Origin of the sequence: Dyadobacter sp. 22481, from assembly GCF_052044875.1 — a bacterium.
Taxonomy (GTDB): domain Bacteria; phylum Bacteroidota; class Bacteroidia; order Cytophagales; family Spirosomataceae; genus Dyadobacter; species Dyadobacter endophyticus.
Genome location: NZ_JBQENV010000002.1, coordinates 1,485,189 through 1,500,518, shown reverse-complemented (window position 1 = coordinate 1,500,518; position 15,330 = coordinate 1,485,189). Strand labels below are relative to the sequence as shown.

Annotated in this window: 15 protein-coding genes; 9 read left to right on the top strand and 6 right to left on the bottom strand. The window is 49.1% G+C overall.

Features of this window, described 5'->3' with window-relative positions; translation table 11 throughout:
- Window positions 1-10: 10 nt before the first annotated feature.
- From ACTJJJ_RS16325 to ACTJJJ_RS16290, 8 genes are all read left to right on the top strand, one after another.
- On the top strand, window positions 11-931 hold the full coding sequence (locus ACTJJJ_RS16325; RefSeq protein ID WP_188933397.1) for a proton-conducting transporter transmembrane domain-containing protein: 921 nt from the start codon (window positions 11-13) through the stop codon (window positions 929-931).
- Between the two features lie 180 nt (window positions 932-1,111).
- Window positions 1,112-2,290: a cysteine desulfurase family protein gene (locus tag ACTJJJ_RS16320; protein WP_188933400.1), complete on the top strand. Its 1,179-nt coding sequence runs from the start codon at window positions 1,112-1,114 to the stop codon at window positions 2,288-2,290.
- The gene (locus tag ACTJJJ_RS16315) at window positions 2,256-3,449 is read left to right on the top strand and encodes an XdhC family protein (RefSeq protein ID WP_440702343.1); all 1,194 of its coding nucleotides are present in this window, start codon (window positions 2,256-2,258) and stop codon (window positions 3,447-3,449) included. The genes ACTJJJ_RS16320 and ACTJJJ_RS16315 overlap by 35 nt, the downstream gene beginning before the upstream one ends.
- Window positions 3,450-3,455: 6 nt before the next feature.
- On the top strand, window positions 3,456-4,055 hold the full coding sequence (locus ACTJJJ_RS16310) for a nucleotidyltransferase family protein (protein WP_188933404.1): 600 nt from the start codon (window positions 3,456-3,458) through the stop codon (window positions 4,053-4,055).
- Between the two features lie 118 nt (window positions 4,056-4,173).
- Complete coding sequence (locus ACTJJJ_RS16305; RefSeq protein ID WP_188933406.1) at window positions 4,174-5,010, top strand: ABC transporter ATP-binding protein; 837 nt, start codon at window positions 4,174-4,176, stop codon at window positions 5,008-5,010.
- Between the two features lie 105 nt (window positions 5,011-5,115).
- A complete protein-coding gene (locus ACTJJJ_RS16300; protein ID WP_188933408.1) occupies window positions 5,116-5,928 on the top strand; it encodes a hypothetical protein in 813 nt (270 codons plus the stop codon).
- A gap of 11 nt (window positions 5,929-5,939) precedes the next feature.
- The gene (locus ACTJJJ_RS16295; protein ID WP_188933410.1) at window positions 5,940-6,320 is read left to right on the top strand and encodes a GntR family transcriptional regulator; all 381 of its coding nucleotides are present in this window, start codon (window positions 5,940-5,942) and stop codon (window positions 6,318-6,320) included.
- Window positions 6,321-6,330: 10 nt separating this feature from the next.
- Entirely contained in the window at window positions 6,331-7,029 is a 699-nt protein-coding gene (locus ACTJJJ_RS16290) for a hypothetical protein (RefSeq protein WP_440702342.1), read from the top strand.
- Window positions 7,030-7,067: 38 nt separating this feature from the next.
- Here the strand turns inward: ACTJJJ_RS16290 and ACTJJJ_RS16285 are convergent, their stop codons facing one another.
- From ACTJJJ_RS16285 to gndA, 5 genes are all read right to left on the bottom strand, one after another.
- Window positions 7,068-7,901, bottom strand: a complete 834-nt coding sequence (locus ACTJJJ_RS16285; RefSeq protein WP_188933414.1) for an SPFH domain-containing protein — start codon at window positions 7,899-7,901, stop codon at window positions 7,068-7,070.
- A gap of 6 nt (window positions 7,902-7,907) precedes the next feature.
- Window positions 7,908-8,084 carry a hypothetical protein gene (locus tag ACTJJJ_RS16280; RefSeq protein WP_426293261.1) on the bottom strand — a complete coding sequence of 59 codons (177 nt, stop codon included), beginning with the start codon at window positions 8,082-8,084 and terminating at the stop codon, window positions 7,908-7,910.
- Window positions 8,085-8,252: 168 nt separating this feature from the next.
- A complete protein-coding gene (pgl, locus tag ACTJJJ_RS16275; protein ID WP_440702341.1) occupies window positions 8,253-8,972 on the bottom strand; it encodes a 6-phosphogluconolactonase in 720 nt (239 codons plus the stop codon).
- Window positions 8,973-8,975: 3 nt separating this feature from the next.
- Window positions 8,976-10,481 carry a glucose-6-phosphate dehydrogenase gene (gene zwf, locus ACTJJJ_RS16270; protein ID WP_426293259.1) on the bottom strand — a complete coding sequence of 502 codons (1,506 nt, stop codon included), beginning with the start codon at window positions 10,479-10,481 and terminating at the stop codon, window positions 8,976-8,978.
- Between the two features lie 12 nt (window positions 10,482-10,493).
- Entirely contained in the window at window positions 10,494-11,906 is a 1,413-nt protein-coding gene (gene gndA / locus ACTJJJ_RS16265) for an NADP-dependent phosphogluconate dehydrogenase (protein WP_188933427.1), read from the bottom strand.
- Window positions 11,907-12,081: 175 nt separating this feature from the next.
- On the opposite strand from gndA, the gene ACTJJJ_RS16260 reads away from it, so the two are divergent.
- The gene (locus ACTJJJ_RS16260; protein ID WP_440702340.1) at window positions 12,082-14,184 is read left to right on the top strand and encodes an alpha-galactosidase; all 2,103 of its coding nucleotides are present in this window, start codon (window positions 12,082-12,084) and stop codon (window positions 14,182-14,184) included.
- A 33-nt stretch (window positions 14,185-14,217) separates the two neighbouring features.
- Here ACTJJJ_RS16260 and ACTJJJ_RS16255 read toward each other — a convergent pair whose 3' ends face one another.
- Window positions 14,218-15,330, bottom strand: a complete 1,113-nt coding sequence (locus ACTJJJ_RS16255) for a PepSY-associated TM helix domain-containing protein (RefSeq protein WP_440702339.1) — start codon at window positions 15,328-15,330, stop codon at window positions 14,218-14,220.

Sequence of the window (15,330 nt, the reverse complement as noted above, 5' to 3'; positions counted from 1 at the left end):
AAATGAGTATATGTTTTGGAGTGATTTCCATTTTGACGGTTTGACGCTAGCCTACCTGACAACAGGGTTCGCGATGACGCTCCTGGCCGTCTGGAATGGCCACAGAACATTGCGCGGGCACAAGCAGTGGCCCCGCTTCGTGTGCACGGTTGTGTTTTTTTGTACCGGTTACGGGCTAACCATTTTTTCAGGTGGTTTGAAAACATTACTGCTCGGCTGGGAGGTCATGGGGATAGCTTCATTTCTGCTCATCATCCTCCACCGGGAATCAACGCGCGGCATTTCGGCGAAAGCCTTCTTTATATATCGCTTGGGTGATGTGGGCTTGCTCCTTGCCATGTGGGCAAGCCACCACCTGTGGCGGGAAAACACGTCGCTCGTATCGTTCCTGTTGGTGGCAACGGCCTCCATGCAATCGTCGCAGCTGCCGTTCTTTTCGTGGCTGCCCCAGGCACTGGAAAATGCTTCCACTGCGAGCGCTATTCTACTTACCACACTCACGGCCCAAATGGGTGTGTTCCTCTTGCTGCGGACTTCTCCGTTTTGGGAACACCAGGTCTCCGTCCGTGTGCTCATCGCATTACTCGGGTTGGCAGGGGCTGCAATGGCGGCTGGCTTTGCCAGGGCGCAATCATCGGTAAAGCGACGCATTGCTTATATTTCAATGGCTCATACCGGACTCATTTTTATCGAAGTAGCCGCCGGATTTAAGAACCTGGCACTCATGCACATCGCAGCAAATGCATTTCTGAATGCGTACCGGCTACTGGTTCCGCCTCCACTGGTTGGCCCGATAGTCGGGGAACGAATTGTTTCAAATAACAAAACCTGGGAAGACCGGCTTCCTAAAAAGCTGAAATACACTGTTTATATGCTCTATACAAAGGAATGGGGCTTATATTCGCGCTTGTCGAGATACCTGCGGCAATGACCTTATCGATGTTAACCAACAACCAGATCAGTAAACTGAATACCAATTTTCATAATTATAGTTAACCTGTTCGTTTAAGTTTCGGAAACCATCTCATGTTTAAAATGAGATGGTTTTTTGTTTATTTTGAACTAAGCCTGCGTGTTTTGCTTTTTTAGATTAAAACCAACCTTTCCCCCCTTGAAACTGCCCGTCTACCTGGATAATAATGCGACTACCCCTGTGGACCCAAGGGTCTTGCAGGAGATGCTCCCCTATTTTTCGGACAAGTTCGGGAATGCCGCGAGCCGGACACATTCCTATGGCTGGGAAGCGGAAGAGTCGGCAGATATGGCCCGCGAGCAAATTGCCGGCCTCATAGGTGCGCACCCGCAGGAGATTGTGTTTACATCGGGTGCTACCGAAGCTGTGAACCTGGCTATTAAAGGTGTTTTTGAAAATTCGGACCAACAGGAGAAGCATATCATCACCGTATGCACCGAGCACAAAGCGGTGCTCGATACGTGCAAGCATATCGAACGTCTCGGCGGCAACGTCACCTATTTACCCGTCAACACCAGCGGGCAGATCAGCCTTACAGATCTCGAAAATGCCATTACGGCCAATACCATTCTCATTGCGGTCATGTACGCCAACAATGAAACCGGGGTGATCCAGCCTATCCGCGAAATAGCGGCCATCGCGAAAAAAAACCATATCGCGTTCCTGTCGGACGCCACGCAGGCTGTCGGCAAAATTCCGTTGAATGTCCAGAATGACGGCATAGATTTGCTGGCGTTGAGTGCGCACAAGATTTACGGTCCCAAAGGCGTAGGGGCATTGTATGTGCGCAAAAAGAATCCCACCGTGACCTTAACCGCGCAAATGGATGGCGGCGGCCATGAACGGAACATGCGAAGCGGCACATTGAATGTCCCCGGCATCGTTGGACTCGGCTGGGCCTGCGAGATCGCCGGTGCCGAAATGGTCCGGGAAGCCAAACGCATTGCCGCACTCCGGAATGCATTCGAAGTGGAATTGCTTGTGCTGCAAGATATCGAGATCAATGCTGAGGACGCGCGCAGGCTGCCGAATTGCACCAATATTTCGTTCGGACAGGTGGATGGCGAAAAACTGATATTTGAGGCCGGCAGCGACCTCGCATTTTCGCGCAGCTCGGCCTGTACCTCGGCCACCCTCGAACCCAGTTATGTACTGAAAGCAATGGGTTTTTCTGACGAACGCATCCATAATTCCTTCCGTTTCAGTTTCGGGAGGTTCTCTACGGAAGAGCATGTAAATCACGCAGTTTCGGTTATTTCAAAGATCGTAAAACAACATCGTCATGAAAGAGATCACGGACATCATCCGGTCGTATGAGCAGGCATTGACCTCGGGCAAGCGCGTGGCGCTCGCGACGGTCGTGCATGTGGAAGGCTCCTCATACAGGCGCCCGGGCGCACGCATGCTCGTGACCGACGACGGCCAGCTCACCGGTGCTATCAGTGGCGGATGTTTGGAAGGTGATGCGTTGCGGAAGGCATTACTGGCTATCTCCCAACAAAAAAACAAGCTGGTAACCTACGATACGACCGACGAAAACGATACCACTCTGGGCGTTCAGTTGGGTTGCAATGGCATTGTACACATTCTTTTTGAACCTATTAAAGCTGATGACGCCGAAAATCCAGTGGAATTGCTGAAAAATATTTCGGCCAAAAGGCAGAATGCGGCTGTGGTGACACTGTTCTCACTGCATTCCCGCGCTGGGACACAACCCGGCACCTGTTTTTTGCATTTGCAAACCGATGATCAGGTGACGTGTAATTGCACCGACCCGGAAATGTACGATCTCCTACTGAACGAAACGCAGGCTGCCTACGAGCGTGGCGATTCATTTTTCAAGGCATTCGACCAGTCGCTAACCGGCTTTGTGGAGTATTTCAATACCCCGCCGTCGCTCGTCATTGCCGGCGCAGGTAACGATACGATTCCCCTCACCGAAATGGCAAGCGTACTCGGCTGGAATGTTACTGTGGTGGACGGCCGCACCGGCCACGCTACACGCCAACGATTTCCAAAAGCCGGAAAAGTGCTGGTAACGCGTGCTGAGGATGTTTTAAAGCATGTCACCGTCGATGAGCGGACGTTTGTACTACTCATGACGCATAATTATAATTACGACCTCGCATTGCTGAAACAGCTGCTCAATGTAGATGCTTGTCAATATGTAGGTGCACTAGGCCCGAAGAAAAAGCTCGAACGGATGTATGCGGAGCTCGAAAGCGATGGAATGGTGATTACGGATGAGCAGAAGGCGAAAGTATTCGGGCCTGTCGGGCTTGATATTGGCGCCGAGACCTCGGAGGAAATCGCATTGTCGGTACTGGCGGAAATTAAAGCCGTATTGGGTAAACGCGCCGGGTTTTCCCTTCGCGAAAAACTGGAACCGATTCACAACCGCTCCGATCAGCGGGTGGATTATACCCGTGACGAAAAGGAAGATTTTCTCTGCGCGGTTCAGACAATCGTCTCTTGACTGATTATGGCTCGCGCTGAATATGGCATTGTAATCCTTGCAGCAGGCAACTCATCGCGACTCGGTGAGCCCAAGCAGTTACTTCAATTTCAGGGCAAGAGTTTGATCCGGCACATTACGGGAGCTGCGCTGGCGACTGTGGGCAGCAATGTCATTGTAGTCACAGGTTCTAATTCTGAATTAATTGAAGCAGAACTTAAAGGCCTGCCATGCAAGCTGGCATTCAATGCCGACTGGCAGGAAGGCATGTCGGCCTCCATTAAAACCGGCATTCATGCGCTGCAATCGCGGTATCCGCAACTTACAGGGGCAATTCTGGCCGTAAGTGACCAGCCATTTGTTTCCTCAGAAATTTTCAATGCCTTAATTCACACTTTCGAAGCAAATGCCAAAGGCATGGTCGCTTCAAAATACAGTGATTCGCTGGGCACTCCTGCTCTTTTTGCTGCTTCCTATTTCCCTGCCCTGTTACAACTCACAGGGGCCGAGGGAGCGAAAAAGTTATTTAAACGCTCTCCTGACGACGTTTCGATATGCCCATTTCCACAAGGAAGCATCGATATTGATACGCAGGAAGATTACAAGCGCCTCATCTCAGGCGAGTAAGCCTCACTTTTGGTTTCTATTTCCTCAAAAATATTTTTTCAGCTACCTGTTGACAATGTCAAATCATCAGTTACATTTGCAGTGTACTATTTAACTAATACACTAAAACAATTGAGCCATGATTCACCTTAACCAGGTTTCTTTTGGGTATAGTAAACGCAACAAGCTTTTTGAAAATCTTAGTTTGAAACTGGAACCCGGCCATATCTACGGATTACTTGGCAAAAACGGGGCCGGCAAATCCAGCTTGCTTCGCAATATGGTAGGGTTATTGTTTCCCCGGGAAGGCCAGATTGAAGTGGCAGGCTACGAGCCCCGAAAACGCCAGCCTGCCTTTTTACAGGATGTCTTCTTTATTCCGGAAGAGATTTACCTTCCATCGGTGACTGTGGAAAAATACCTGGAAATGCTGGCGCCCTTTTATCCAAAATTTGACGAAAAGCAATTCAGAGGCTATATAGCTGAACTAGACATCCCACATGGTAACAAGCTGACCGGAATGTCTTATGGCCAGAAGAAAAAGGTATTAATCGCCTTCGCATTAGCCACCAATACCCGCGTGCTCATTATGGATGAGCCTACCAATGGGCTCGATATTCCTTCCAAGAGTCAGTTCCGGAAACTGGTTTCCTCCGCATTGGACAAAGACAGGCTAATTCTGATTTCCACACACCAGGTACGTGACCTTGACAATCTCATCGACGCCATTATTATTTTGGAAGACAGCAAAATCATGATCCGGCACAGTTTGGAAGCTGTTTCTGAACGTCTTTACTTCGGAATTTTGCCCAGCATTGAATACGACGATCGTGTGCTGTATTCAGAACCCTCATTACGTGGTTACAAGGCAGTTTTCGAGAATTCATTACAGGAGGAAAGCCGGGTTGATCTCGAACATTTGTTTAATGCGGTTATCGAAAACCCTGCGCGGATAAGCCAGATATTTGCTCACTAAGACCATGAGACTGATCATTGTGCTCCTGCTCATTGTGCTGGGCCTGATGCTCCGGCATATATTACCGTCACTTCTTCCTGTCCACTCGTCTCCATTTCTTTCACTATGAACCAGACATTCAATATACATCGCTTCACCCTCATGCTAAGGCTCGATTGGGCTGAAAAGGGCAAAAATTACTTGCTGATGGCATGCGTGTTGGTCTTCTGCCTTCTAATCCTGATGATGCCCGTCGCAATGTCCGATGAATACAGCAATTTCCGGGAGGTCCTGCATTACTTTGCGCTGATCATGATCCTGCTCCTTGGCGGAAGCCTCTATACCAGCACCGCATTCTCACAATATTCTGCCTCCGATACAGGCATTGCTGCATTAATGCTTCCCGCGTCCGGGATCGAGAAATTCCTCAGTTCGTTGTTGATCAACCTCCTTTTTGTCGTTTCATTCCTGGTCTTTTTCTGGCAGTTCCATTATTTCATCATCGACCTTGCCAACAAGAGCCTTCCTCCCAATGGCGACAAGTACAGGTACATTCCGGAAGATTTCATGCTGTACTCCACCTATTCCTACCTTGGCATCCAGAGTGCCGTTTTCCTCGGATCGATCTATTTCAAAAAGTCATCCTACATTAAAACGGCTGCCGTGTTCATCGGATTTGCGTGCATCACGACATTGATGAACCTCATGCTTGCCACAAGTCTTGCCTCAAATCCTTCCAAGATCGCGGTCTTTCCATTGACTGGGTGGAAGTTATGGTACTATCCCAAAGACGACATGTCGCCCCCCGAGTATGTCGCCGGGTTTTACCACTTGACGTTTCCTCCCGAGATGTTTACGGCATTACAAGTCTTTTCCGTGTTCATTGCATTGATGCTTTGGGCGTGCGCCTACTTTCAGATGAAGGAAAGGGAAATTTAACAAAGCTATTTATGGAATTTAAAGATAAACAAGCCATCTACCTGCAAATCGCCGACTACATCTGCGAGCAGATTCTACTGGGTAAATGGCCGCCCGGTGAGCGCATACCGTCGGTAAGGGACCTCGCCGCTATGATGGAGGTTAACCCCAACACGGTCATGAGAACCTATGACTTCCTGCAAAACAAAGAAATCATATTCAACAAGCGGGGAATTGGCTATTCGGCCGATGAGAAAGCGAACGAAAAAATATTGGCCTATCGGAAAGAGCGCTTTCTGGCAACCGAATTACCGGATTTTTTTAAAACTATGTATCTGCTCGACATCGGAATAGACGAGTTGCAAAACCGCTATCAGAAATTCATCGTAGAAATGTACCCGTTAACCAAATAATTCCGAGACCATGAAAACAAGTAATATCCTGCTTATCGTGACCGTGTCCTTATTTTTTCTGGTCACGCTTTCTTCCAATCTGGCATTGAAAAGCCAATTTGATAAAATCGACAAGAATGATGCGTTCTATGGGTTTTCACGACACCCGATCAAACCGTTTCAATACATCAAGCTGCTAGGCAAGGACGTTGGGTTAACCGAAATCCGACAAGGACCCGTTGCCGAAATCAGAATGATCACGCTACCGAAGTACCTGCGATGGGACTCCTCAGGTGACACCTTAATATTGACGTATACACCAGAAGTAAATCAGGGTTATCGGCCAAGAGGCGGTACCTATGGCTCACTTCCTTCCTTTTACGTGATAACGCCTACACTCAAAGGTATTATTTTGGACAACGTCCGGTGCAAAGTCAGAAACTTCAAATTCGGAGATCTGACGGTGCAGCAAAAAGGCGACGGCCTCTTTTTCGCGGGTAGTTCAATCGATAACCTGACGGCTAATGTGGCGGCAAACGGCTATCTCAAACTAGACCAGGACAATCAAATCGGAAGAGCTGATATTACGGTGCGAGATAGTAGTGTATTGAGCGCAGACAAGGACATGTTCAAGCTGTTTAATGCCAAAATCGACAGCTCGGCCTACATCAATATACCTGGAAGCATGCTTAAAAAGATGATGACGGGAAATAAAATAGCCCCGAGGTAATCCCGGGGCTTTGATTATTTTGTTCGCAACAATTATTGCTATTTAATCCCCAGCATCAAGCTCGTACTTCCGCCGGCATTCGTCGTCGGTAGTATGCCGTTCCATTTGGCGACCCATTCTTGCTGGATCAGTAGCGGGGTAATTGTTTTTTGTCTCAGCTGGTTGGCTTCCGCTTCCGCCCGGGCTTTGATTAATGTGGCTTTCGCCTGGCCCTCAGCGCGGGCGATAATAACTTTTGCTTCTGCTTCGGCCTGTTTCGCCTGGTTTTCAGCTTTCAGACGTGCCTGAATGGAGGCATTCTTTTCGTCGATCATTTGCCGGAGCGATGGCGGCGGGGTAATGGCGGAGGTCAGCTGGTCGTAAACGAAACCGTCTTTGCCGAGGGTTTTCGTCAAAACATTCTGAACTCTGTCTTCGAAAACCTCGCGGTTGGACATGACGCTGTCCGACGTGAATGAGTTGGCTACGATGCGGTAGGCGTCATAAATGGTGTTTTTCATAAAACCCTGCTGGATTTCCGCTAACGGTCTCCTGTATTGGCGGTAAATCTGCGGCACTTTATCGGGGTTAATGTGGTAGTTCAGTTTCGGATCGACTTTGAATTCGGCGGCGTCTTTCGTCGTAATCACAAATGACTCGTAATCAACACTCTGCGTATAAGTAGGGAATTCTACAATCTTGGTCGTCCAGGAATTGTACCAAACGCGGCCAGTTACCAAGGTAATGTTGTCGACACCCTTATCGCTACCGTAGAGGTTAATGCGGATACCTACATTACCCGCATCAATGTTTTCGAACGAAAATGGTTGTATGGCGAGCGCCATGATTAGTACGATGGTTGTCAGAACTCCGATAATAATGTTGCGCTTCATATTCAATTACAGTTTAGATTTCAATTGGTTTACGATTTGTCCGAGGGCAATATACAGAAAGTACAAAGACAACCCGATAATCGCCATGCCGGCAAAAACAAGCAAATCGGACGGGGCGTTGACGAGCCGAAGCGCGTAGGTTATCACAATGACAACCGCCGCGATTTTCAGAATGTGTATCATGTGGGTGAGGTTTGTTTTGTGTAAAATTAATGCGCAGACGGGTGAACGACCGTTAGATTTTATCTAATGGTGCTGCGCGTGGTTGAACGCTTCAAAAACCCCATAAACAGCACGAAGCACGCCGACGGATCGACGTGCTTCGCAGCATTTGGAATAACTATATAACTCTTAAAGCAGCGCAGCCGCAGCCTCGTCCACAAACCAATGCAACTGCCCTTTTACGGGCTGAATAATCTGTGAAGGATAAAGTTCTATATTCTTTTCTCCTTCCAAAACCTGTTTCAGAACCTCCGCCTTACCTGCGCCTGCCGCGAGGAAAACCACGCAGGCGGCATCATTCACGACCGGGGCCGTGAGGGTAATGCGGTACATGTCCTGGGCTTGCAGGAAGAATGAGGTTGCAAGCGCATTTTGCTCGTGGATTACTTCCGTTCCGGGGAAAAGCGACAATGTATGACCATCATCCCCCATTCCGAGCAACACGAAATCGAAAGTGGTTTCAGAACCTTCGAAATAAGTTTTCACTATCTTCTCATATTCGGCTGCCGATTCCTCAGGCGTAATGTCCGTGCGCATGATGTGGATGTTTTCGGCCCTTACAGGCACTTTATCCAGCAGTTCGTCGTAGCACATTTTGGCATTATTCCTTGAATCTTCAAACGGAACCGCACGCTCGTCGCCCCAAAAGAAATGTAACTTTTCCCATGGAATCGACTCTTTGTAAGGCGACTCGCCCAGCAATGCGTACAATGCCTTCGGTGTGCTTCCGCCCGAAAGTACGAACGTGAAACGGTCCTGCTTTGCAAGCACTTGCTGAATGTAATGGTTAATCCATTCAGCAAGGCTGGCACTCAATGCTTTGGTATCCTTCTCGATATGCAACTCCATAGCTTACGGGATTGGAGGCAGGTTGAGCCAGGTATGTCCGTCGCGGGCGAGCAGCGCATCGGCCGCATCGGGTCCCCATGAATCAGGCGCATAGTTCGGGAAGTCCTGTGGCGGGCGGTTTTCCCAGGCTTCGAGGATCGGCATGATCACTCTCCACGCTGCATCTACCTGGTCGTTACGCATGAATAGCGTCGCGTCGCCTTCCATGACGTCCAAAAGCAATGTTTCGTACGCCTCTGGTGCGTGCTCTCCTGCTGCGTCGTAATCGAAAGTCATATCCACCGGATCGAGCATCATCGTTTGTCCCGGGCGTTTGGCCTGGAAACGGATACTGATGTCCATATTCGGCTGGATGCTGATCGTGAGACGGTTGGAACGCCAGGTTTCAGCAGACTCAGGCGGGAATGCATAATGTGGCGCCTGTTTGAAATGCAATGTAATATGGGTCGCTTTCTGGTTCAGAAATTTACCGGTCCTCACGTAGATCGGCACACCCTGCCAGCGCCAGTTATCGATATAAAACTTCACAGCCGCGAAAGTATCGATATTCGACTGCGGGTTCACACCTTCTTCCTGGCGGTAGCCTACCACTTTCTCGCCCTTTTTCCAGCCACCCGAATATTGTCCGCGAACGGCGAAATCGTGTACCTGCTCTTTGGTAATGCGGCGGATCGCGTTCAGAACGTCTACCTTCTTATTACGGATCTCATTAGCATCGAACGACACCGGCGGCTCCATCGCAATCATACACAGGATTTGCAGGATGTGGTTCTGCACCATGTCGCGCAATGCGCCTGCGTGCTCGAAATAGCCTCCGCGGCCTTCGAGACCGACTGCTTCGGCAGCCGTGATCTGGATGTGGTCGATGTAGTTGCGGTTCCAGAGCGGTTCGAACAATGCATTGGCAAAACGCAGTGCAAGGATATTCTGAACCGTTTCTTTGCCCAGATAGTGGTCGATTCGGAAAATCTGCTCCTCAGCGAACATACTGGAAAGCAGCAAGTTCAGCTCGTGAGCACTTTCGAGGTCGTGCCCGAAAGGCTTTTCAACTACAATACGGGTCGTGCCTTTCTCTCCGCAGATCTTCAACGCACCCAGTTTCTGAGCGATAGAAGGAACGAGCTGAGGAGCGACGGCGAGATAGAATATCACGTTGGGATGAACACCCCATTCTTCTTCTTTTTCTTTTACCAGGTCGGTGATCTTGTGGTACGCTGCCGCGTCGTCCCCGTCCATTTGCAGGTAGGAAACATGCTGCGTAAAATCCGTCCAGTGGCCATTTTGCTTACCCTTGCGGCGCGAGAATTTTGTAACGCCGTCTAGCAAATGCTCATGATATTTTTCATTGGAATAAGCACTCCGCCCGATACCCGCGATCGCGAACTGATCGGGCATCCAATTATCCAAAAATAAGTTATAAAGGGCGGGTGTGAGTTTCCGGTAGTTCAGGTCACCGCTTCCTCCGAAAATAAAGAGTACCGAGGCAGGGGGACGTTTATTGGTTTGCATAAAATTTCTGATTTATTGTTGACCCCATTCTGTATGGAAAGTACCTGGGATGTCGGTACGTTGGTAGGTGTGCGCGCCGAAATAATCGCGTTGCGCCTGGATCAGGTTCGTCGGCATGTACGCTGTTTTGTACGCGTCGAAATAGGCCAGTGACGACATCAACGCAGCGGCCGGGATACCCGACTGGGCGGCAAAAGCGACCAGTGACCGCGTATTACCTTCCACAGACTTAACCAATGCAGCTACCTCTTGGTTCAACAGAATATTGGACAATTCCGGGGTTTGCTTGTAGGCGCTCGTGAACACACTGAGGAGCGACGAACGGATAATGCAACCACCTCTCCAAACGCTCACTACGTCCGTCAGCGGGATCTCCATTTGCAGGTCTTTCGAAGCCTGGAACAGCATTGCGAGGCCTTGCGCATAGGCCAGAATAGTGGCAAAGTACAATGCGTCGTGTACCTGCTGGATCAATACCTGGGTTTCTTCCGAAATCGCATTGCTTGCTCCATAAAGCTCAGCCGCAACCACTCTTTCATCCTTATAACCTGAAAGCGTACGCATAGCCACTGCTGAATCGATCACGGGAACAGCCACAGGCAATTCCATAGAGTCCTGCGAAGTCCACTTACCGGTTCCTTTCGAACCCGCTTTGTCGGAAATCACGTCAACCAGGTGCGCGTCGGTCTTGTCGTCTTTTTGCAGGAAAATATCGGCGGTAATTTCCACCAGGAACGACTGCAGGTCGCCATCATTCCAACTCTTGAATACTTCATGAAGTTGCTGGTTGCTCAAACCGGCCTTTTTCAGGATCGCGTACGATTCGCTGATGAGCTGCATAATGGCATATTCGATACCGTTATGCACCATTTTCACATAATGGCCGGCACCTTCTTTGCCTAGGTAGGCTACGCAAGGTTCGCCATTCACTTTGGCTGCAATGGCTTCCAGCATCGGCTGCACGTGTGCATATGCCTCCTTGTCGCCGCCGGGCATAATGCTCGGGCCTGTGCGCGCGCCTTTTTCACCACCGGAAACACCAATTCCCATGAAATGAATATCCTTTTCACGGAGGTATTTCACGCGGCGGAGCGTATCTGTATAATGAGAGTTTCCTCCATCGATGATAACGTCGCCTTTTTCAAGAAGAGGTAATAGGGATGCGATAACATCGTCGACCGGCTGGCCGGCAGGCACCAGCATCATCACCTTACGGGGACGTTGCAGCAGCTGGATCATCTGGGCTAGTTCTGAAACGCCCTTAACAGTGGTACCCGGGGTGGCACTGGATTCCAAAGCAGAATTTTTGGTTTCGTCCTTATCGAAACCGATAACAGAGAAACCATGATCGGCCATGTTCAGTAACAGGTTTCGGCCCATTACGCCCAGTCCAATCATCCCAAAATCGAATAAGTTCTGTGACATAGATTAAACGTCTTGAATTAAGAAGCTGCAATATCAGGGTTTTTCAAAGACCAGCTTACATCTTGATTGATAATCTGTTTAAAATTTAAATTGTTCTTAATATTTTATTAAATTCACCCTAACTATGGTTATTCCATAGTTAGTCAAATAGTTAATAATAACTATACACATTACTATGTACTACAAATTTATCCGGGTCGCCTTTCTGGCTATCCTTGCTTCATGCAATGCGTTTTCGCAAGATTCGCTTGTCATTAAAAACCGCTTCCTGGAAAGGAAATTCACTATAAGTGATAATTCTTTCCACACATCGCGGTTTCAACATCTTCTGACGAACAAAGATTACAGCCGCCCTGGCTCGGAAGAATTTTATTTTACAATTAACGGTAAGGCAGTAAGTGGCAACGGTGCGGATGGGTTATTTAAATACATCAAACACACATCGGCCAGGACGGGTGACGGAGTTCAAAAAGTGGTCGTACAACTCGCGGGACGATCGGGTAACAGCGCTGAAAATGTAGTAGTAGATTTGAGCTATGAGGTGTACGACGAGTTGCCGGTTATCAGAAAGCAAATCAGCATTACCAACAATGGCTCAAAGGCGATTGCTATCGCCGATCTGGAAGTAGAAAGACTGAATCTAGTGCCCGTTTCTTCACAGCAAAGTGAATTATACACCAATTACGGCTCCCGCTTCGCCTGGCGGCCCTATCACGGCGACCACCATGATGCAGCCATTTTTGTGTACAATAATTATGCAAAAGAAGGCTTCATCCTGGGTAATGAAGCGCCCAGCATTCTCAAAAAGACAGAAATCTACGCCGATCACCACCGCATTTCGATCGGTATGACCAAGCTGACTGACCATTATCCATTTAAAAAGTGGATTGAACCGGGAGAAAAGTTTAACAGCCCCAAAACATTCATTTGTCTCGTCCAATCACAGAAATGGGAAGATGCCTTCGAAGGCTATTTCGCCGACTTCATTCGCACGCGCCTGGGTGTGAAGCTTTTCGAGCGAAAAGAAATCCCGTTCACATTCTACAATACCTGGCGGCCTTTTTATACCAATATTAATGATACGCTCGTAACACAGCTCGCCGACGGCCTCGAAGGCACCGGCACCGATTTGTTCATTATGGATGCGGGCTGGGAAAACAATTACGGTGATTGGGAAGCCCACCCTACCCGATTCCCGAATGGCTTGAAACCGATCACCGACCACATCCGGAAAAGAGGAATGAAAGCCGGTCTCTGGATGGGCCTGGCATCGGTGGACAAAAACAGTAAACTTTACAAGGAACATCCCGAATGGGCCATTTACGACAAAAACGGCGAACCCGCCTACCTGCACGAGGAAATGAAAGGCCGGGTTACCATGTCGCTTGCATCGGGGTATTATGATTATATCCTGGAAAAAATAAAGCGTCACGTCCGTGAGAACGACCTTGCTTACATTAAGCTCGATCTGGCCATCGCCAATTCCGCTTACGTGCTCGACTATTCAAAAAAAGGAGATTACAAATCGGAAGGTAAAGCCCACAAAGACCGCGAGAGCTCGTATTTCGCCATTTACGAAAAAGCATTACGGCTCTTCGACGATCTGCACAAAGCATTCCCCAACCTGCTCGTCGATTGTACCTATGAGGTTTGGGGAGAGTACTATATCAATGACTATGCATTAATCGAACACGCCGACTACGACTGGCTCACCAACTACGACGACGACGCTCCCGTTGGCCCGATCAACATCCGGCAAATGGCTTTCGACCGTGGGCGGGCCATCCCGGTCGCTACAAACCTGATCGGCAACCAGTATATGGATTCGCCTTACTCCAAATACACATTTCTGTCGCTGGCCTCTGTCAAACCGATTCTCGTTGGCGACTCACGAAAACTGCCGCAAACGCTAAAACCCTGGTATTTAAAATGGAATACCTGGTTTAAAATGATGGATCAAAAATATCAGTTCACGCGCTTCTCGTATGTATCCGACATCTTCCAGCGGCCGACGATGAGCAACTGGGACGGGGTCTATAAATTCAATAAAGAGAAACAGGGCGGCGTTTTGTTCTTCTTCCGAAACGGGTCTGTTGAAACCACACGGACATTTGCATTTCCGCTTGCGCAGCCAGGCGGGCGTTATCGTCTGTTTTCACCCGAGGATGGCAAAGATCTCGGCATTTTCAGTGGAACAGAATTGCTTGAAAAAGGCATTCGAGTTACCATTGAAAAGCAGTTCGACGCCAGCGTATGGGGCATTGAGAAAGTGGAGTGACTAAATAGACAACCGGGTTAAGAGCAGCAAGCGCTATTTTCTCCTCGGTTTCCGGACTCCCCGCCACCAAAGCAAAAAGCCTGTGACAGATAATAGACCCGGAGCAAGCCCGGATATCACATACAAAACCTTAACGGGAATGCCACCGAAATTCCCGACATGCAGCGGGAAGAATGTCGCTTCAATGCGCTCGGCCAAGGGCTTGTCCGAAAATCTGTTAATAGATAGTAACTCCCCGGTCTGCGGATCGATCTTCACCGAGTTGGAGCTTCCCCAGATCTTCCATTGCCCCGCCGAATAGCCGCGTACTTCAAACTTACGGGTTGGTTGCGTCGGCAGGTAAACATAGGTCGGCTGCAAATCCGGCATGCCCGAGAGCGCTTGTTTAAACATCCGATCCGGGGAGATGGTTATGAGTGTATTGGGCCGGGCGGCTACCTGCTCATTCTCCCACGTTTTGGCTTTGAACGCAAACAGGTTCATCCAGAATCCGGTAAAGAAAATCACAGCATTCAATAGCAGCGACCACACGCCCACAATACGGTGTAAATCCGAGCTGATCGTCCGCCAGTTCTTTCGGTTGATTTTTATTTTAAAACAAATCACTTTCCACAGCATCTTGCGGTAAACCACCGCGCCCGTGATCAGGGAAAGCAGCATGGTAATGCCAAAAACGGCAGTCAAAGCCGCACCGGGAATACCTAGTTGGAAGCTGAAATGAAACTGGAAAAGCCACTCGATAAAACTGGGCGTGAACTCGCTCGACGGTCCCTCACGCAGAATCGCACCGGTGTGCGGGTCAAATGAAATCAGCCCGAGATCATACGTAAACAGGCGGGCGTCGTTGAAGTAAATCCTGAAATTGTAGGCATCGGTCGGCCCCGCGTCCGGATTTACCCATGCAATGCCGTCCAGATTCGGGTAGCGGCTGGTGATGTTTTCGTAACAGCGCTTCAAGACCTGGTCAGTCGCGGTATTGGTTACCGGTGAAACATGCAGCAGATTTCGGTTAAAATACTGGTCAAGCTCCGTTCTGAAAACCAGAACGGAGCCACTTAATCCCAGCAAAATCAGAAATATCCCGGTAAACAAGCCAAGCCAGCTGTGTAGCCTGAAAAGGGTCCTGGCAAATGGTACTTTCTTCAT

Bases quoted from the DNA above. Each gene is read 5' to 3' on its own strand.
- ACTJJJ_RS16325 (WP_188933397.1), top strand. From the start codon at position 11: ATGTTTTGGAGTGATTTCCATTTTGACGGTTTGACGCTAGCCTACCTG.
- ACTJJJ_RS16315 (WP_440702343.1), top strand. From the start codon at position 2,256: ATGAAAGAGATCACGGACATCATCCGGTCGTATGAGCAGGCATTGACC.
- ACTJJJ_RS16310 (WP_188933404.1), top strand. From the start codon at position 3,456: ATGGCTCGCGCTGAATATGGCATTGTAATCCTTGCAGCAGGCAACTCA.
- ACTJJJ_RS16305 (WP_188933406.1), top strand. From the start codon at position 4,174: ATGATTCACCTTAACCAGGTTTCTTTTGGGTATAGTAAACGCAACAAG.
- ACTJJJ_RS16300 (WP_188933408.1), top strand. From the start codon at position 5,116: ATGAACCAGACATTCAATATACATCGCTTCACCCTCATGCTAAGGCTC.
- ACTJJJ_RS16295 (WP_188933410.1), top strand. From the start codon at position 5,940: ATGGAATTTAAAGATAAACAAGCCATCTACCTGCAAATCGCCGACTAC.
- ACTJJJ_RS16290 (WP_440702342.1), top strand. From the start codon at position 6,331: ATGAAAACAAGTAATATCCTGCTTATCGTGACCGTGTCCTTATTTTTT.
- ACTJJJ_RS16285 (WP_188933414.1), bottom strand. From the start codon at position 7,901: ATGAAGCGCAACATTATTATCGGAGTTCTGACAACCATCGTACTAATC.
- ACTJJJ_RS16280 (WP_426293261.1), bottom strand. From the start codon at position 8,084: ATGATACACATTCTGAAAATCGCGGCGGTTGTCATTGTGATAACCTAC.
- pgl (WP_440702341.1), bottom strand. From the start codon at position 8,972: ATGGAGTTGCATATCGAGAAGGATACCAAAGCATTGAGTGCCAGCCTT.
- zwf (WP_426293259.1), bottom strand. From the start codon at position 10,481: ATGCAAACCAATAAACGTCCCCCTGCCTCGGTACTCTTTATTTTCGGA.
- gndA (WP_188933427.1), bottom strand. From the start codon at position 11,906: ATGTCACAGAACTTATTCGATTTTGGGATGATTGGACTGGGCGTAATG.
- ACTJJJ_RS16260 (WP_440702340.1), top strand. From the start codon at position 12,082: ATGTACTACAAATTTATCCGGGTCGCCTTTCTGGCTATCCTTGCTTCA.
- ACTJJJ_RS16255 (WP_440702339.1), bottom strand. From the start codon at position 15,330: ATGAAGAAAGTACCATTTGCCAGGACCCTTTTCAGGCTACACAGCTGG.